General features: G+C 59.2%; 13 protein-coding genes. 5 read left to right on the forward strand and 8 right to left on the reverse strand.

Annotated features, from left to right (window positions below; translation table 11 throughout):
- Positions 1 to 125: 125 nt before the first annotated feature.
- From E0W60_RS10880 to E0W60_RS10890, 3 genes are all read right to left on the reverse strand, one after another.
- The gene (locus E0W60_RS10880; protein ID WP_135704051.1) at positions 126 to 539 is read right to left on the reverse strand and encodes a hypothetical protein; all 414 of its coding nucleotides are present in this window, start codon (positions 537 to 539) and stop codon (positions 126 to 128) included.
- Between the two features lie 351 nt (positions 540 to 890).
- Positions 891 to 1679: a YdcF family protein gene (locus tag E0W60_RS10885; protein ID WP_135704052.1), complete on the reverse strand. Its 789-nt coding sequence runs from the start codon at positions 1677 to 1679 to the stop codon at positions 891 to 893.
- A 125-nt stretch (positions 1680 to 1804) separates the two neighbouring features.
- A complete protein-coding gene (locus tag E0W60_RS10890) occupies positions 1805 to 2677 on the reverse strand; it encodes an aldo/keto reductase family oxidoreductase (RefSeq protein ID WP_135704053.1) in 873 nt (290 codons plus the stop codon).
- Positions 2678 to 2796: 119 nt separating this feature from the next.
- On the opposite strand from E0W60_RS10890, the gene E0W60_RS10895 reads away from it, so the two are divergent.
- The 5 genes from E0W60_RS10895 to E0W60_RS10920 all read left to right on the forward strand — a co-directional run bounded on the left by E0W60_RS10895 (position 2797) and on the right by E0W60_RS10920 (position 8065).
- Entirely contained in the window at positions 2797 to 3699 is a 903-nt protein-coding gene (locus tag E0W60_RS10895; RefSeq protein ID WP_135704054.1) for a LysR family transcriptional regulator, read from the forward strand.
- A 543-nt stretch (positions 3700 to 4242) separates the two neighbouring features.
- Positions 4243 to 4644 (forward strand): hypothetical protein, encoded by a 402-nt coding sequence (locus E0W60_RS10900; protein WP_135704055.1) that lies wholly within the window; start codon positions 4243 to 4245, stop codon positions 4642 to 4644.
- 119 nt (positions 4645 to 4763) lie between these two features.
- The gene (locus tag E0W60_RS37340; RefSeq protein WP_205751644.1) at positions 4764 to 5819 is read left to right on the forward strand and encodes an HD domain-containing protein; all 1056 of its coding nucleotides are present in this window, start codon (positions 4764 to 4766) and stop codon (positions 5817 to 5819) included.
- 194 nt (positions 5820 to 6013) lie between these two features.
- Positions 6014 to 6967: a T3SS (YopN, CesT) and YbjN peptide-binding chaperone 1 gene (locus E0W60_RS10915; RefSeq protein ID WP_135704057.1), complete on the forward strand. Its 954-nt coding sequence runs from the start codon at positions 6014 to 6016 to the stop codon at positions 6965 to 6967.
- Between the two features lie 90 nt (positions 6968 to 7057).
- Positions 7058 to 8065 (forward strand): hypothetical protein, encoded by a 1008-nt coding sequence (locus E0W60_RS10920; RefSeq protein ID WP_135704058.1) that lies wholly within the window; start codon positions 7058 to 7060, stop codon positions 8063 to 8065.
- A 275-nt stretch (positions 8066 to 8340) separates the two neighbouring features.
- On the opposite strand, the gene E0W60_RS10925 is transcribed toward E0W60_RS10920, so the two are convergent.
- The 5 genes from E0W60_RS10925 to E0W60_RS10950 all read right to left on the reverse strand — a co-directional run bounded on the left by E0W60_RS10925 (position 8341) and on the right by E0W60_RS10950 (position 17753).
- Positions 8341 to 9468 (reverse strand): hypothetical protein, encoded by a 1128-nt coding sequence (locus tag E0W60_RS10925; RefSeq protein ID WP_135704059.1) that lies wholly within the window; start codon positions 9466 to 9468, stop codon positions 8341 to 8343.
- A gap of 312 nt (positions 9469 to 9780) precedes the next feature.
- Positions 9781 to 10662 (reverse strand): plasmid partitioning protein RepB C-terminal domain-containing protein, encoded by an 882-nt coding sequence (locus E0W60_RS10930; RefSeq protein WP_135704060.1) that lies wholly within the window; start codon positions 10660 to 10662, stop codon positions 9781 to 9783.
- A complete protein-coding gene (locus tag E0W60_RS10935) occupies positions 10659 to 11561 on the reverse strand; it encodes a ParB/RepB/Spo0J family partition protein (RefSeq protein ID WP_135704061.1) in 903 nt (300 codons plus the stop codon). The genes E0W60_RS10930 and E0W60_RS10935 overlap by 4 nt, the downstream gene beginning before the upstream one ends.
- Positions 11558 to 13123: a recombinase family protein gene (locus E0W60_RS10940; RefSeq protein WP_135704062.1), complete on the reverse strand. Its 1566-nt coding sequence runs from the start codon at positions 13121 to 13123 to the stop codon at positions 11558 to 11560. The genes E0W60_RS10935 and E0W60_RS10940 overlap by 4 nt, the downstream gene beginning before the upstream one ends.
- A 1987-nt stretch (positions 13124 to 15110) precedes the next feature.
- A complete protein-coding gene (locus E0W60_RS10950) occupies positions 15111 to 17753 on the reverse strand; it encodes a bifunctional diguanylate cyclase/phosphodiesterase (RefSeq protein WP_135704064.1) in 2643 nt (880 codons plus the stop codon).
- Positions 17754 to 17929 lie beyond the last annotated feature (176 nt).

The raw sequence follows: 17929 nt of genomic DNA on the forward strand, positions 1-17929 counted from the left end.
TGTCTCGTTAGGCGTTTGCACCACGCCACAATGGTTGACGCATTGGGAAGTCGAACACCAAATGGGCTAGGAAAAGGAACTTTCAGTCAGGGATACGGGCTGCGCGGTTGCTTCGATAATCCACTTTACAAGTGCAAATTGTAATCTATGCGCCATTCTGCGAGTGCGTGTAGAACAGCCAGGCTATTGAGATTGCTGTGATTCGGACTAACCTCTTCTAACCTGCGGAGCGCTGATCGCATCATCCTTTCGTCTGGCATAGCGGTTACTGGCGTGGCCGAGATGACTGTTACGCTGCGACGACGTGCCCAATTTGACAGGGCTTCATTGTCGGCACTGAGCGCATGATCCGTGAGGATCGACTCAGGGATCCCGCCGTCATGGATAGCGGCCTCAAGCCACCCCTCCAACTGATTTCCTAGCGGGGTGTGCGAGAACGCAATCGCAATGCAGGATCCGTCAATACAGTCCCGAAGCGCATACAAAAACAACTCCTCGCGCGATTCGAAGAATTTGGCCATCTGGAAGGCCCAGGTCACGCTCGATTTCCGCATATGCTGTTCCTTGTCAATACGGCCTATATTCTAGGCCGTATTGGGAATTGCAGACATTCCATGGAGTAGTGTCTGGATTTCCCCAGTAGATCGCACGAGTGTGCGGAGTGGGCATGTGCTCCTGCAATGGGGATGCGATAGGTGTCGAGTCGCAGCGGTGCACTAACGGCAACGCCAGATTGCTGGATCGGCGCGATCAGCTACTTACGGTGTTCTACAGCGAGTTGTGGGCGACGAGGAGGGCTTCGTTCACGCCACCGACGCGACGCAGTCCGATGCCCTGTATGACGTCCAGCGGCGCCACAATTTCAGCGTCCCTATGTGATGCTCCGAGCCTCAGATCTCTCCCAGCACCCACCCGCTGATAAACGCGAAATATTCCCTTAACCACGCGTTGTAGCGCAGATAAAGTGGGGTAGGTGCCGCCACCCCAACTACTGACCCGAACCCCGCCTTCCGCGCAATCCGCTCAGCCCGCATCAGATGAAAATCACTTGTCACCAGCACCAACGGTTCCGCAGCAATCAAGCCCCGCTGCTCCAGCAACCGGCGGCTGAAGCGCAGGTTTTCCTCCGTGCTGGTACTCCGGTTCTCCCGGATCAGGCGGTCGGCCGTCAGCCCATGCGCGATCAGGTAGTCCGCCATGATGTCCGCCTCGCGGCATTGCCGTAAGAAGTCCCGCCCCCCGCTCACCACCACCCACGCCGCAGGCCATTGCCGTGCCAGTGCCATGCCTGCGTCCAGCCGGGCCACCAGCGTCGGCGACGCAGCGCAATGCGGGGTGCCGGAGCCAAGGATGACGATGGTCCTCGCCGCCGTTGCCTTCTCCGCAGATTCGGCAATGCTGCGGTGGATGAAGTGGAAGAACACTGCCACCGTCGCCAGCCATACCGCGAATGCCGTCCACCCTGCCCGCCAGATCCATCGACGCCGCGCGCTGGCCGCACGCCATTGCGCCACGGCATCCCAGCGCCATGCCAGCGCAAGGCATGCCGCGCCGATCGCGCCGGGCAGCGTCACGCCGAAGTTGATCAGCCCCGTCAGCATCAGCGCGATGGCATCACCCAGCAGCAAGGCGCCCGCCAATGCCAGGCCGATGCGCCGCCACAGGGCGTCGGCGTTCATGTCATGCGTTGTGGTTCTTGCCAACATCGTCCGATGCGTTGAACTCGTTGGCGTGAAGCATACCGTGCGTGATGGAGTCCTGTCGTGACAGGCGGTGGAGCCTGCTCAGAGGCTGTTTTCAATTATCAGGTTCGACCCAACGCATCCAGCTCTGCAAGCACCGCTTCCGACAGCGTGATCTGCCCGGCCTTCAGGTTCTCCCGCAAATGCTGCACCGACGAAGTCCCCGGAATCAGCAACACATTCGGCGCCCGATGGAGCAGCCACGCCAGTGCCACCTGCATCGGCGTAGCGCCAATCGCCTCAGCCACCCTGAACAACCCCGCCGACTGAATCGGCGTGAACCCGCCCAGCGGAAAGAACGGCACGTACGCAATCCCCTGCTCCGCCAGTTCATCCACCAGCGCATCATCCCCACGCTGCACGAGGTTGTACTGGTTCTGCACACAGACAATCGGCGCAATCTTGCGCGCCTGCGCCACCTGCGGCGACGTCACGTTGCTCAGCCCGATGTGGCGAACCAGCCCCTGCCTTTGCAACTCGGCCAGCGCGGTGACCTCCCTTTCGATCGAGGCCTCAGTCGGCGCATGGATGTCCCCCATGATCCGCAGGTTGACGACATCCAGCACCTCCACGCCAAGGTTGCGCAGGTTGTCATGGACCCCTTGCCGGATGGACCCCGGCTCCAGAGCCGGCAGCCAAGAGGCGTCTTCACCGCGCCGCGCGCCTACCTTGGTGACGATCACCAGGTCATCCGGGTAAGGATGGAGAGCTTCGCGGATGAGCTGGTTGGTAATGTGCGGGCCGTAGTAGTCACTCGTATCGATGTGGTTGACACCTGACGAGACGGCTTCGCGCAGCACGGCGATCGCGGCGTCTCGGTCCTTCGGCGGTCCGAACACGCCGGGTCCGGCTAGTTGCATGGCGCCGTAGCCCATGCGGTTCAAGGTGCGGCCGGCAAGCGTATAGGTGGTGGCGGGGCGATGGGATTGGGGCATGACGCTCTCCTTGATTCGGTTTGGCTGAACAGGTGGCGCCAGTATGTTTGGCATTGCAGTGTTTGATAATCCGGCCTAGATTGAATGAGCTGTTTCAAAAATTAAACACTAACACTGGCATGGAATTCAACGATCTTGCCGCGTTCGTGTCGGTGGCCCGCGCCGGGGGTTTTCGGGATGCGGCGCGCATCAGCGGCGTCTCGGCGTCCAGCCTCAGCATCGCCGTGCGCCGCCTGGAGTCGAAGCTGGGCCTGCGCCTGCTCAACCGCACTACACGCAGCGTCGCTCCGACCGAAGCGGGGCTGCGCCTGCTCGAGCGGATCACGCCCCTGTTCAGCGAGATGGAATCGGCACTGGACGTCCTGAACGCATTCCGCGACAAGCCAGCAGGCACGCTCAAGCTGAACGTGCCATCTAGCGCCGCGTGGACGGTGCTGCCCGCCATCATCCCGCCGTTCCTGGAGGCCTACCCCGACATCCGCGTAGAGGTGGTGGTCGAGGATGGCTTCGTCGACGTGCTGGCCATTGGCTGTGACGCAGGCATCCGCTACGAAGAGCGGCTTGAGCAGGACATGGTCGCCATACCGATCGGGCCGCGCGTGCAACGCTTCGCGACGGCGGCAACGCCTGGCTATCTCGACAGGCACGGCCGGCCGGAGCACCCGCGCGAACTGCTCTCCCACATCTGCCTGCGCGGCCAGTTTGCCAGCGGCGCGATGCCACCGTGGACCTTCGAGCGCGACGGCGAGGAGCTGAGGCTGGACCCGCCCATCCGTCTGCTGATCCGGCCCGCTGGGGCCTTTGATCTTGCGCTCAGCACCGCGCTGGCGGGGGTTGGCGTTATCCACATCTTCGAGGGCAAGCTGAGGCCGTATCTCGACAGCGGAGAACTGGAGCCGATCCTTGAGCCGTGGTGGCAGTGCTTTTCGGGGCCGTCTCTTTACTATCCGGGGCGGCGGCATTTGCCGGCGCCTTTGCGGGCGTTCGTGGATTTCTTGAAGGGGAAGGGAGAGTCTGGCTGAGCGGCTCGCGCGTAGCGCCCTATTGCCGTGCGAGCCGAATGTCCTCGGCGAGGAACTGGAAGTCGTCTGGGAAATTGAACCGGGCGCCCAGGTCATTGAACGGGCTGGCCTTCCATCAGTCACGGCTGAGGACGACCCCGACACGCTTGATGCTTTTGCGAACGATTTCCCTCGCGAACTCCGCCATTTGACTGATTCTAACGAGAGCACGACTGCCGAATAATTGAGATGTAATTTCGCTGTCCGCTCTGGGCGCGAACTTTACGAGGCACACACGTGGAAATTCGAGCTATGTATGTGGTCAATTTGCAGGCACCAACAGCGATGGGCTGCATTCCGGGGCATCCTCTTCGACCCGCGTGGCCATGTCGCCAATGTGGATTAGAACCTCATGCGGCCGCTCACGCCGCCGACCCTTGCTGCAGTTGCAGATGGCATTGCGGCAAACTGAAAGTAAGCTAGGGCAAATCGGCAAAGATGCGCGCTACACCCTTCCGCCGAGCTTGTCTGCCAATATTTTTATAAGGTTCACGCCTCTAGACCATGCTCAATATGCTTAGCTTCTTCGCACCTCGTCAGTATGAGAACCCCCTTACCGAGCAGGGTCGTGCACGTACTATCGCAGCCTTTCATCTCGCGCAAGGAAACACTGATGAACTGACGACCATGGAGATGCGGCGGGATGTTCTCAACAAACTCATGAGTCCGCGTGCTGTCAGTTACTGGCTCAACGACAAGGAGTGGCTCTGCATCAGCAGAAAGGTTGGTCAAGTAGCGCTGCTGCGGTTGACCGATGCGGGGCTGCGAACATGTGCCAATAGCGTTGCGGGCGGAAGTGAGGTGCCAACTACCTCAGAATTGGTTGCGAGTCGTCGCCGGCTGATGCTACATGGCGGCACGGGTCACACGGAGGTGGTCTTTCCTTTCCTCCGGGAGGAGGACTAATGCTTCGGTGCGCGTTTAGATGAGAGATACAAATACTACGATGACCAGTGGCTCACGTTGCGAATGTCCAAGAGTCTGGAAGAGCCGGTCGCCGATCACGACACAACAAGGAGATCAAGATGCCGAACGCGACAGACAACACGATGCTTAACGAGCGATTCCGAGCGGGTCTTGCCCTTGCCGAGGGCCTGCACCGCCGGCAGGTAAGGAAAAGCTCGGATATCCCCTACTTCGGCCACCTGATGGTGGTGGCGGGCACGGTCCTGGAGCATGGTGGAGACGAGATCGAAGCCACCGCTGCGCTGCTACATGACGCGGTGGAGGACCAGGGTGGGAGGCCCACGCTGGCGCGAATCCAAGAAGCTTGCGGCGAAGAGGTTGCGCAAATTGTGGAAGGCTGTTCGGATAGCCTCGCGGCGGATGAAGGCCAGAAGGAAGACTGGAAAGTGCGCAAGCAACGCTACCTCGACCACCTCGCGCACGCATCCGCGTCCGTTCGGCTGGTGAGTGCCGCCGATAAGCTGCACAACGCCCGCTCGTTGATTCGCGATCTGCGCCAGAAAGGCGATTCCGTATGGGATCGATTCAACGCCGGCCGGGAGGACCAGTTGTGGTTCTACCGAGAATTCGTCAGGGCCCTCAGGCGGGCAGGAGTGACGCTCCAATTCGAAGCCCTGATTGAGGAGTTGGAGGACGCGGTCGCCGAACTGGAACTGCTTGCTGAGGGCGGTGGATTCGCTCATGCGCTGGCGATTTCGGCCCGCGTCCATGCCAATCAGCTCGATAAGGCCGGCGCGCCCTACGCCATGCACCCGATCCGCATGATGATGAGGCTGGACACCGATGAAGCACGCATTGCCGCGCTGCTGCACGACGTCATTGAGGATGTTCCAGGCTGGTCGGTTGAGCGCCTGCGTCGCGAGGGTTTCTCCGCCGACGTCATCTCTGCCATCGAGGCGCTCACAAAGCGGAAAGGAGAGGATTACGACGCGTTCATCCAGCGGGCTGCCGGGAACCCGATTGCGCGGCGCGTGAAGCAAATGGATCTGGAAGACAACCTGAACCTCCTGCGCCTGTCGTCACTGCGTGACGTGGACATTGAGCGGTTGAAGAAGTATCACCGGCACTGGCTTCAACTTGTGGGCGACTGCAGCCAGCAAACCAAGGAAGACTAGCGAGGTGCGCACCAATCTGTTCACGACAGAATCCGTTTCCGCCTGCTTTTGCGAAAAATTTGAGGACCGGGTCTCGTATGCGATCCTCGACGCGTTCCTAGCACGCATGCCGGAAGCCCGTGTCGGCGGCACCAAGGAATGTTCCACTCCTAAATGAACTTGAACTACAGAGGCTCAACTTGAATGGAGATCCGATGAAAAGAACATTTACGGAAGGCAAACTACCGCCATCGCGCCGCGTCTCCGTGGCATGGCCTCCCTTCGCGCGGAAGCTCGCAGGAGTCCTTCAAAAACTCAAGGAAGACCAGTACCTGATCTTGTCTGTGAAGCGGTCCAATCAGTACGTCCAGTTCGCCGCGCAAGGGTCATTTGGAATGCGGGCTGAAACGACGAGTAGCAGCTATCTGGTTGAGCCGGAACAACTTAATGCGCGGCAGATTGCCGCCTTGCTCAACGCGGGTTGGCATGCCCCGACCGGAACCCCTGCCGAGTCCACGCCTGCCGACGACCCAGACGGGTCTCCAAATTTTTTTCTGGACTTTTCGGCACCCGTTTCCTTTGACGCGGTCGCGAATCTGGCGGTACGTACCCTAGCTGAAATTCTGCTGGTGCCTCATCCTGGATTTCTGGAATACGATGCCTTTGGCGAAGACGGGGAGGCGATTGAGTTGCCGGACTTGGGACTGAGGCGAGCAGTGCGCGCACGACCCGTCGATAATCGCGAAGGTCTGTCAATGAAACTGCAAGATATGGTGAGGGAGATAACTGGTATCAGCGAGCTGACGTTCGACAGTGATGGTGATCTCGAATTTCGCTCCGGTAGCGCCGTCGCCTTCGTTCGACTGATGGGTGACCCACCATACGTCTGCATTCACTCGCCGATCCTGAGAGATGTCGAGGAAGAGCCTGGCCTTTTAGCGCGACTGAACGACATGAATGCCGAGGAGCCGCTGCTTCGCTTCATTTTCAAAAAAGGGAAGATCTACTGCATCGCCTACATCTCCGTAGCACCATTTGTGAAAGAACAGTTGTCCCGGGCCCTCGAACATTTCTGTACTGTCGTCGATGGAATCGACGGGCTGCTGCAGAAGGAGTTCGGGGGGCAGACTACATTTGTCGAGTCAATGCCCAGTGTAATGAAACATTGAGCTGACGAAGGCAATTAGGCTAACCAATTGGAGGAAGATCGAAACGTGTCCGCGACGGCGTGGATGGAGCGTTCAGACTGAGGTATAGGCATGACCTGGTTCAAACAGATTTTCGGTTTTGCGGAGATGGGCTATGCGGAAACGCAAAAGCGGTTTCGCATAGAGTCTGACATGCTCCATGCCGATACAGAGCCACCAAGAAGTTTTCAAGTAGGTACACTGACCACGCCCAGCGTGCGTGAACTGCGAACGCAAGTTGACGCACTTACGCCGCCAACCGAAACGCGTTTGACACTGCGCACCATCAGTGCCGACGCTTATGAACTCCATACCAGCCCCGAAGCCCATGGGGCACTGATCCAGGTGGCCAGTCAGTTCAATCTGCTGGAGATGCCGGGCCCCAGCACTACGCCGGAACATGGCGTCACCGATTATCAGTATGATCATACCCAGGGCCCAGCCTGTGCCAGAGCTTGTGCGCCTGCCACGGTATTTCGCAATTACCTGGTGCCCGTGAATGGCCAGAGCGGACAGACTCAGACGCGTCAGATCAATACCTTAAGGGACCTGGATCGCGCCATAAACATCCCAGGTATTCGAATGCAGAACGGCTATGCGATGCTCCAGGCTGAAGCCGTTCGGGCGATCGGCCAGCATATTCAAGGCCTCTGCGAGGCCGGGCGCGATGAGTTGCGCAAACAGTTGCGTATTGGTTTGCAAAGCAATACTGAAGTCACTGCGGATAATTCCCCACCTCGGCAACGCGTGACGCAAGCGTTCTGCTCGGCACTGCCCGTGGCCTATAACTGCGCGCCGCGTTCGGATTGGGCGCCATTTGCATCCCTGGTGCTCGAAGCCACGTATGAAGCGACCTTGTTGGCTGCAGTGCTCAACCACCGACACACTGGCAACCCGAGGGTCTATCTGACCATGGTAGGGGGAGGTGCTTTTGGCAACAAAACCCATTGGATCGTTCAAGCAATGCGGCGTGCATTGCTTGGGGTGCACCATCATCCCCTGGATGTTGCCGTGGTCTGTTATCGCCAGGTGTCGCAGGACCTAGTGGACTTGCTGGCTGAGATCAATGCGAGCATTTAAGACGCGGAAGCCATCAGAGGACCTGGGACGAGGGCGACAAGCGGGTAGCAGGCAAACGCACAAAGTTCTTGGAAAGCTTGCTAGTGCTCAACACCAATTTTCCGCACGTAATCGTGACGAAATGGGATGATGAGGAGATCCGCAGGCGGGGTCTGCGCTTGCTGGATAAGGCATTGGGATTTGGGCGCACCCGTAACGCGCAAGAGGGGCAACGACCGAAGGCTGCAGGAGTACAGCCCTCGGTTGCGCATTCAAGCTTGAAGACTGAAATTCAGTTATTTCGTCAACTGCCGAACACCTTCGAAGAATTCATGTGCGGCGCGTCGAGCAGTGGCATGTTGGGCTTCGCTCATTGGCTCCAGTTTGACGCCATCCTGCCCAGACAAAAATAGCGGGCCGCCAACGTCGTCGTCGTAGGGCGATCCGTCCTCATGAATGGCGGCATAATCGTCCTTGGTCAAATCGACACCAAACAGCTTTGCGAGGTGCACCCATGTCCAGCATTGGTGTCGGTCTTCGCTGTCGTAGTGCTCTATCAATTGGCGCATGGCATCCGTATCTCCACGCTTTGCGGCCTCCGTCAGCCACTTCCTGGCATCCTCTGGTCTCCCTATGCGCTCGGCGATGTCAGCAACCCAAGAGGGATCGGCGTTCACCGAGTCGGTCGCCTGCTCAAAGAATGCCGGGTCGTCAAAGCGATGGGCAAGTTCCAAGAGTGCCTCTCGGTGTCCCAGCTTCGCAGCCTCTCGAAGGTGCAGAGAGAATCTTTCATCCTGTGCCAGACGAGCCGCATGAGCGTCGGCCCACTCCTGTTCCACGCCGGTCAGAGCGCGTCCGTTTTGTGCTTGCATGTACCAGTAATCACTACCGACTCCCGGCGCATCGAATTCGTCTTCCGTTGAAGCGTGGATCAATGCCAATGCGTAGTGAGCGGCGGCATGGCCTCTGCTCGCCGCAGCATTGAGCCCGTCGAGCATGAGGGGTGAGACCAATTCGTCAGAAGAGGACCACCACCTAACCTGGTTCCGATCACCCCGCTCATTTTGGTCAGGCCACAAACCGTGCCCTGACTCCTCGCGCAGATAGGCGATCAAGTCATGGATCGTGACAAGCCCGAATTTGTGCTCAGTCATCAATGCCGGTAACACTCCGGCGACCTTTTTAGCGAGATCGATCTGGTAGCCGATCTCTAGGCAACGGATCCTGACGTGCTCGCCAAAATCGGCTGCACGGCGACTTGATACCGACTGCTTGGTGAAAACAGCTTCTGCACAGAGGGCTGCGTAGGAGTTGAAGCCGAAGGCTGCGGCCAGCAGCTCGTAGATGTGGGCACGTTTGAATTGCGTGCCGGTGTGAGCCTGGAGATGCTGCTGCGCTATGTATGCGAGTTCCTTGGTCGTCATCGTGAACCTTTCCTCAAACGCCACGCCGAATTCGGGTCAGGCGCACACGTTTAAGTCCCCGACGACGAGGCTCAAAGAGAGGTTTGCAATGACGGAAATAACGCCTGTTTTTACTCGTGTGCAAGTAAGGTGGGCACCCGGTTCTTATTCTAGCCCTGAGGATGTGATTCGTCTACCCGTCCCACAGTGTGCTTGAATTGTCGCTGCCGCCGTGTCGCAGTAAGTAGTATTGCTCGGGCGACACAACGTCGGGAATCGATTCGATATCGCTCAACCGTAAAGTCGGACTCGCTGTTGCGAGTTCCGGCGGAGTTATTGGTCCAGTGAGACGGTTTGCACAATTAACTCGAACTCTGCGAGTAGATCTGGATGTCGCTGGCGAAGGAAAGCAGACACCGACTCATTCTCGAGTAGCTTCGCCAGATAGCCCTTCGCCAGGACAAGGTTCAAGATATCTTGACCATAGGTCTGCTCAACGAGTTTGTATTGTCCCTGCAGGTTTGTCATCTCCCGCTCCATCTTCCCCATTTGCTCCTGCGTGACGCCGGTGAGCTTTCGTGGCTTTTTGCCATCAACCAGTAGGCTGGTTGGTGTTGCGACAAGCAACGCCTCGGCATACGCGATAGTGAGATTGTTAGCTGAAGCCATCAGCTCGACGCACTCGACTTGCCGGGTTGGCTTCATCTTCCTGATAGCGCGGACGAGCTCTGGGGAAAACTGACGATCCTTAAGCAGGTCCGTCGCCTCTGGGCAGATTCCATTCAAGAGATTGGCCTTCTTCTGGATGTGGGTTATATCGACGCTGAGTGCCTTTGCCAGCCGCTCCGGGGAAACGCCGCGATCTATCGCTCGTCTCAGCATGAGGTGCTCTTGAATTGTCGACAGGCGATTGATGCGATTGTTGTATGTAAAGCTCTCATCGTCGGTGGCAACAAGGCAAGACGCCTCGACGAAACCTAGCTCCCGAAGGGCGATCAGTCGGATGTGGCCATCCAGTAGTACATGTTGACCAGACTGCTGGTCGGCCGGCGTGACTGAGAGAGGCTCTATCAGTCCGATTTCCTCTATCGAGGACTTGATCTGGTTGAACTTTCTCGAGGTGGCAATGCCTTCCGGAGCGCGCCGAGATGGCAGAATGCAAGCCACCGGAACGCTCAATGGCTCAGGAATGAAGCCCAGCGTAACGCCGCTCATCTCAATGCACCTCCGGGCCACACGCGTTCTGATAGGTACTTTGGAAGCGTTGCTAGATCTTCGGCGCGCAGAAGATTGATAAGGTTTTCATCGACGAATAGCTGTCGTAGGGCTCCCACCACGAACATCAGCCGTTGTTGCGCGAACTCAGCCTTGCGGACCATGGACTTTTGACGCTCCACCTCATTCTGATATGTGCGTATGAGACTGGACGAGGAGACGTCGCTTGCGTGCCGCGGCATTCTGCGGGAACTTTTCCTGCCGAGCGTCTGGCGACGCTCAATGATTCTACGAGCATCCATGAGTTGCTTGCCCCTCAGCTTGCCCGACTCGTAGGCTTCCTGGAGGGCAGCTTGAATCGCCTTGTCGTCATCGCCAGCACCTACAATGGCTAGCGCAGCGTTCAATGGAATGCTTCCTTTTTCGACGGCGACAAGCAAGCGCTCCTCGCCCTGCTGCAGTAGTGTCAGGATGCCCTGAATGTACTGTTGGGTGAGCCCCGTCTTTTCCGCGATGACCTTTGGTGTGTAGCCTCGCTCATGTAGCTGGCGAATGCCCCCTAGCAACTCCAGGGATCGACATTGACGGCGAGCGATGTTCTCAGTCAGGCTCATCAGAAAAGCATCCTCATCGCTAACATGCACGACAAGGGCGGGAATAGTCGTTTCGCCGAGAGACCGGAAAGCTTTCAGGCGCCCCTCACCACAGACGAGCATGTATTTCTCGCCGCCGTCTGCCGCCATGCGCGGGGTGACGGTGATCGGCTTCTTCAGGCCAATGGCTTTAATGTTTTCAACGATCTCGCCGAATACCTTTCCATTGCGTTCCCGCGTATTCAGGACTTCGACTCGATCGATTGGAATCATGCGAACCTCGGCTGGCTGACGCTTTTCGCTCATGCTGCTCTCCTGAGCTTCGAGCGAGTCGCCATGCCATAAAGGTAGTCAAGGTTGTCAAATCGGTAGCTTTCAAGTTCTGCTGGATTGCGTTCGGCTAGATTGATACGTGGCCTGCAGAAATCGAGGCGCGGGAGCAGGTAGTAGTCCAGTATCGACTTGTTCTCTGGGCCGAGGCGGACTGCGACAGTAATGTCGGGAGTTAGACTAGTGTCGAATCGTACCTTCCAGCGGTAATGGCCGGTCGCGGGCGATTGGCACCGAGCAAGGACGATCGAGGCATCAAACTCGCCATTGAGCATAAGCAAGTCCGTAGCTGGATCGCGGACTACGGTGCCGCCAAGTGCGGCTATTCTGCGCTCCGTCTCCGTGACAATCTCCGGGTGCAGGTGGCGTAGGAAGCGATTGGTTTCTACGTACCGGTAATCACGGTCGGGCGTGAAGCCAACCGTCTGATAAGCACGGATGAGGCTTCCGAAGTGATAAACGTAGACTGACGTGGATGGCATGCCCTCCGTTTCATCGATGACTAGGCCAGACAGATAGCCGCGGCTTTTGTAAAGGGCACGCAGTCTGTCGATAAGCTCGCTATCGGAGTAGCGGCGAGCTCTTGCGCGCATAATGCCTTGAGCGGTGTAGAAGATGTCGCTTGGGACTATTGGTTCAAAGGCATGCTCCTTCCGAATCCACATATCGGGGGTGTTCGTGACCCGAATCTTCTTTAGCTTGAACGAGACGCGGTTGTAGACGTTGTGGCCAATGTACTTTTCGTTCGTCAGAACCTCCCTTACTGTAGATCGACCCCAAGGACGACCGAGCTCTGTCTCGATTCGCATCGCGTTCAGGCGTGCAGCGATTTCATGCTCATTCAGTGACTCATCGATGAACCATGAGTACATGAGATTGACAGTGCGTACCTCACTTTCCGGGCCAGGCATCAAGATCACGCGGTCAGTCTGAATGCTCTTGTGCTCGCCCCGTGCCAGCGGCCCTTTCATGACGCCGTGCTGGTCCACAAGTACCCGCCGCAGCCCATATCCAGCGGGCCCACCTTGGCGAAAACCCATCTCAATGAGGCGGCATTGTCCAGCGAATACCTTTGAAGAGAGTTCGCGACTGTACTCGCCGGCCATTGCACGCTTTACACCCTTGACGATTGTGGAGACAGGAGAGCCGTCGTTCTCAAACTGCTCAGCGCAATAGGCGACCTGTAAGCCAGCCCTCCGGCAGATGTACTCGTAGTACGCGCTTTCGTCGGCGTCCTGAAAGCGGCCCCACCGGCTCACGTCGTAGACCAAAATTACCTGGAAATCTGCTGTGCCAGACTCGACGTCATGAATGAGATTTTGGAGCGCTTGCCTGCCGTCTATGCGTAAGCCGCTCTTTCCCTCGTCGGCATAGGTACGGACTATGCGAAGGCCACGCCGTTGAGCATATTCGCGGATCTTGTCGCGTTGATTCTCAGTCGAGTACTGCTGATGCTCAGTCGACATGCGGACATACTCGGCCGCTTGTACTTCGGCGCTCGATGGCGTTTCGCCATTGCGTTGATGGACTGTCAGCATGATTTCGACTCACTGCCCAAAGTGCCGTGCCCATGCTCCGCCAGCCCCCAAGTTGGCGATCGTTGGGACGTGCACACCGTCATTTTTAGCAGGTTCAAACGCCTGGCGGCACACGTCATCTCTTTGCAATCATGACTCGCTCCGCACTCTGCCGCGCCAGGACTGTAATTCGGACGATCCACGGGTCCATCTTTGCAATCAGCGTTTGTGGCGCTGGAGACAGGGCGTATATGCCTGAGCGTACGGCCGTAAGCCGTTTCCACGCGTCCATCTTTGCAACGTGATTCATCATGTTCCGTCGCCTTTGTTGCTCTCGGTTGCGTACGGCATACGCAGGGTGGAGCTCGCGGTACTCATGCCAATACTCCGGGTGCGCCGCAGCCCATTTGCGTTGGGCCTGCGCTTGGTTCTCGCGGTAGTCGGCGTCGGTCGCTAAGCGTTGGCGCTGCCATTCGCGGCGCCGGCGTCGCTGGCACTTGGGCGCTGAGCAAAAGCGCTGTCCAGGCGTTTGGGGGCGAACCTCGAACGGCAGTCCGCACGCCTGGCACTGCCTGACGATTTTCATACGTCACTCCCCGCCAGCGGCAAACGGAGAGGGGACGGCAGGCATCGCGAGCGTTCGCCGTGGCAAGCCCAATTAGTTAGCCAGATACTTCAATCATCCGGCGCAAGCTACTTTGAGATTCTCCCAGACTCTCCGACCAGAGTTCACTGCAATAGCCGGGGAAGCGCAGGCCAGGGATTGTCGCCGCGGGTGGGCCGGAGATTGAAGTTGTGTGCGCAATGGCGCACCTATAGCGCAGTCCTACTAGGAGGCTCTGGAATCCGCCTTTGATCGGACAACTTGCCAGCTAGCGCTACATGGTGGATCATATTTTGTGAGCTTTCGCTCACGCTAAGACCGGTCGACTGCTCCCTCGATCCAAAATCGGTACAGGAGATTTGCCGGGATCCCTCGTGCCCTCGGAAATGGTGGTTGCGGATTGACAGTAATTGTGAAAGTTTCTGTCAATAATCGATTCCAGAATGACCTGGAAGGCGCATCGCACCGAGGGGTCGTTTGTCGCGCAATCAGTCCTGCTACATTAGGCTGCAGACGCAGGGAGCCTGGGTAATTGCAATTGGCACCCCAGCTTGCGACGGGGACTGTTAGTGCGACCGGCCTACGTGTGGGCGGTGTTGAATGAGGAATCGACTGCCCTCGTCTTGTCGCTACTCATAGAAGCTGAATGTCGGAACGTCAGCCCCTCCCCGCCAACTACTAGGGAACTTGCACCCTGAATGATTGAACGGCGGCTTTCCGACAGGCATTCAGCACGCAATAGGCGGTGTGATGAGCAGGTCAGTGAACTCGTTCATTGTTGCCAACAGTTCATCAGTGACGTCTTTTGTCGCGTCCGGCAGTTCTTCCACGTACAGCGCTGAGGTTGAGGCGGCGCAGCACCTTCGCCACCGGCGTCCTTGGTGAGAACACGCGCATCTCGCGGCGTACGGTCAGATTGAGGGTGCGGCTACTAGAGGCGCATGCAGCATCGCCGGCAATCAAACCTCCCATCTCGACTTGACGGAACTTCCCCACCAGTTTGTCCCGGACTTCCCATATCGGTCCTACTCAACCCAGTGGACCGAACGATGTAGGCTGCTCTTCGCGAATCTGATATTGCTTGCGCGCGCATAAAGGACATCGGGCGCTGGTGAATATCCTCGCCGCCAGGCATTTCAACATCCATTGCCGGCCTTTCGGTTCAGCGCTGACCTTAGTCTTTGGGTGCTGCCCTTCGACCTCGAGTTGGCGCGCCTGGTTGATGGAGGGATGACTGGGCTTCCGTTGAGAGCAGCTTCTAGCTACATAGGATTCAATACTCCTTCAACACCCATCCACTGATCGCAGCGAAATACTCATGGAGCCAGGCGAAAGGCCACCAGCCAGACCCTGACAAACGGCCTTAACGCCGCGCTAAAGCTGGTGGCTTGTACCGGCGTCGCCTCAAGTCACTGCGCTTACATAGGCCTCGAACGCGCTGGCCTCCACCGGCGGACAAAAGAAATGGCCTTGCCCGTAGTCGCAGCCAGCAGCCACCAGGATGTCCCGCTGCGACTCCGTCTCGACGCCCTCAGCAATCACGCGGATGCGCAGTGCATGCGCCATGCTGATGATGGCGCGGCACAAGGCCACGTCGTCCGGGCCCCGCGTCAGCGAGCGGATGAAGGACTGGTCGATCTTGATGTAGTCAATGTCCAGGCGCCGCAGGTACGACAAGGACGAGTAGCCGGTGCCGAAGTCGTCGAGCGCGATCTCGATGCCGGCCGCCTGGAAGCGGGAGAGCTGGTCCATGACATCGGCGTTCTGCTCCATCAGCGAGCCCTCGGTGATCTCGATGACGAGGCTGCCCACCGGCACGTTCCTGCGCTCGATCATGCTGGACCAGGACTCGGGCCCGCTCGCAGGCGCGCAGAACTCCACTGGTGACTTGTTGACCGAGATCTGGAAGCCCTTGCCCAGCAGCACCTGCCAGCGCGCAAGCTGGTCCAGCGCTTCGGTCAGCACCCAGCGGCCGATGTCGATGATGAGGCCGGATTCCTCCGCAACGGCAATGAAATCGGCCGGGTGGATCGGCCCGCGCACCGGATGGTCCCAGCGGATCAGGGCCTCGGCCTTGCAGACCTTGCCCGTGCGCAGATCGACAATGGGCTGGTAGTGCAGCGCGAACTGCCCGGACGCCAGCGCCGTGCGCAGGTCCTGGGTGATGCGCAGGCGCTCCCTCTCCACCTGCAGCAGCGTCTGGGTGAAGACCTTCCAGCGATTGCGGCCCTCATCCTTGGCGGCAAACATCGCCTGGTCGGCGCACACCAGCAGGGCCTCGGCGTTGCCGGCGTCCCTGGGCCAGGTCGCCACGCCGATGCTGGCCGACACCACCACCAGCTCGTCGCCCAGGCGGTAAGGCGCGGCAATCCGCTCCAGGATCGCCTGGGCAATGTCCCCGGCAACGCCGGCATCGCCCACCGCAGGCAGGATCACGGTGAACTCGTCGCCGGCCAGCCGCGCCACGGTATCTGTCGCGCGCACCGATGCCGCAATGCGCCGCGCCGCCTCCAGCAGCAACTGGTCGCCCTGGTCGTGGCCGAGGGTATCGTTCACCTCCTTGAAGCGATCCAGGTCGATGAACAGTAGCGCCAGCACATCCTGCGTGCCGCGCGAACGCTCGATCTCCTGATTCAGCCGGTCGAAGAACATGCGGCGGTTGGGCAGATCCGTGAGCGCATCGAAATTCGCCTGGTGCCGGATGACTTCCTCCGCCTGGCGCTTCTCGGTCATGTCATGGATCAGCGCAACGCGGCGGCGTTCGCCATACGCGTGGGCCAGGTAGGTATCCACGGTCAGGTAGGCGGGAAACTCGCTGCCGTCCTTGCAGCGGATCGAGATTTCGCCGCTCCATCTGCCCGTGGCTGCCACGGTGGCCCGCAGGCGTTCGACCAGCCCTGCCGCATTGCCTGCCCCGCTGACGCTATAGCCCGAGCGGCCCCTGATCTCCTCGGCTGTATAGCCGGTGGCAGCGGCAAAGGCCGGATTCACGTCGATGATGGTGCCATCGAGCGACGTCACCACCATGGCCTCGCTGCTGGACGAATAGACCAGCGAAGCCAGCCGCATTTCCTCCATATGGCGCCGTCGCTCCGCCATGGAGCGGCGCAGGCTGTAGTACAGCAGGGCAAGCAGCAGCGTGGAAGCCATGGCGCCAGCCAGGGCAACGCGGCGATAGACCTCGTAGGGCGCCAGCACCAGGCCGACCGACTCGCCCACCACAAAATTGAGGCCAAACTCCGGCAATCGGTAATAGCCGAAGACCCGCTCCACGCCTTCGGAGCCCGACACCGCCCGATAACTACCAGACGGGGGCGAGCCGCTGGCGAGGTAAGGCCTGTTGCTGGCCGTCCTGGCCAGCGTGCCCTCCAGGGCCTGCACGCGCGCAAGGACCTGGCCGGAAGCCTTGATGACCGACGCCACTTCGCCATCGCGGTCAGTGAACGTCTGCGCAAAGCTGGCGAACTGCTCCGGACTGACCGAGACCACGATGACCCCGTCGAAGCTGCCCGCGCGCAGGATGGGGCGCGTGAACTGGATCGACCATTTGCGCGAGACCTTGCCCTTCACCGGGTCGCTGATGAACAGCATGTCGCGCCCGCCCGCGCTCTGATGGACCCGGAAATGCTCGCGCCCGCTCAGGTCGACTTTCTCGCCGGGCGTGGGCGAGGCAATGGACGAGTAGAGGAGCAGGCCATGCTTGTCGATCACCGACACCTGGAACGACAGGTCCACCACCAGGTTCTGCCGCTCACGCACCATCTCGATGAACCCCGGCTGGCCGGCCAGCCAACTGGCCCGCAGGTCCAGGAGGAACTCGGACAGCCGCAGGATGCTGGATTTCGAGTACGCGCCGAACGCCTGGGCCTGCGCCTGGGTACGCTTCTCGGCGTCGTGCATCAGGCGGTCCCGCTCGCTCACGAGCTGAAACGCCGCGAACGCCCATGTTGCTATCAGCCATGCCGCCGCCGCCAGGTTCAACGGGGAAAAGACCTCGCGCAGGCGCTGCAGCGCCTTGCCATAGCGGGTGGTCGAGCGTTCTGGCATCAAATGGGTATCGCAGCGCAGCGAAGAGTCGACATCGATAGCAGGCTAGTCGAGGTCAGCGAACCCGACAAGCAGCACGCACTCTAGTCCCATGCTCCCCGTGTGGAGCCGGGCCAGCGTGCGCCGAAAGCGTCACGTCGTGATCATGCTCCGCTCGCGAATGCGAGAGGGCGGGT

This window comes from Cupriavidus oxalaticus (genome assembly GCF_004768545.1).
GTDB lineage: Bacteria > Pseudomonadota > Gammaproteobacteria > Burkholderiales > Burkholderiaceae > Cupriavidus > Cupriavidus oxalaticus_A.

What these genes read in the sequence shown, in the direction of transcription:
- E0W60_RS10885 (WP_135704052.1), bottom strand. Translation starts at nt 1,679, where the DNA reads ATGAACGCCGACGCCCTGTGGCGGCGCATCGGCCTGGCATTGGCGGGC.
- E0W60_RS10890 (WP_135704053.1), bottom strand. Translation starts at nt 2,677, where the DNA reads ATGCCCCAATCCCATCGCCCCGCCACCACCTATACGCTTGCCGGCCGC.
- E0W60_RS10895 (WP_135704054.1), top strand. Translation starts at nt 2,797, where the DNA reads ATGGAATTCAACGATCTTGCCGCGTTCGTGTCGGTGGCCCGCGCCGGG.
- E0W60_RS10900 (WP_135704055.1), top strand. Translation starts at nt 4,243, where the DNA reads ATGCTCAATATGCTTAGCTTCTTCGCACCTCGTCAGTATGAGAACCCC.
- E0W60_RS37340 (WP_205751644.1), top strand. Translation starts at nt 4,764, where the DNA reads ATGCCGAACGCGACAGACAACACGATGCTTAACGAGCGATTCCGAGCG.
- E0W60_RS10915 (WP_135704057.1), top strand. Translation starts at nt 6,014, where the DNA reads ATGAAAAGAACATTTACGGAAGGCAAACTACCGCCATCGCGCCGCGTC.
- E0W60_RS10920 (WP_135704058.1), top strand. Translation starts at nt 7,058, where the DNA reads ATGACCTGGTTCAAACAGATTTTCGGTTTTGCGGAGATGGGCTATGCG.
- E0W60_RS10925 (WP_135704059.1), bottom strand. Translation starts at nt 9,468, where the DNA reads ATGACGACCAAGGAACTCGCATACATAGCGCAGCAGCATCTCCAGGCT.
- E0W60_RS10930 (WP_135704060.1), bottom strand. Translation starts at nt 10,662, where the DNA reads ATGAGCGGCGTTACGCTGGGCTTCATTCCTGAGCCATTGAGCGTTCCG.
- E0W60_RS10935 (WP_135704061.1), bottom strand. Translation starts at nt 11,561, where the DNA reads ATGAGCGAAAAGCGTCAGCCAGCCGAGGTTCGCATGATTCCAATCGAT.
- E0W60_RS10940 (WP_135704062.1), bottom strand. Translation starts at nt 13,123, where the DNA reads ATGCTGACAGTCCATCAACGCAATGGCGAAACGCCATCGAGCGCCGAA.
- E0W60_RS10950 (WP_135704064.1), bottom strand. Translation starts at nt 17,753, where the DNA reads ATGCCAGAACGCTCGACCACCCGCTATGGCAAGGCGCTGCAGCGCCTG.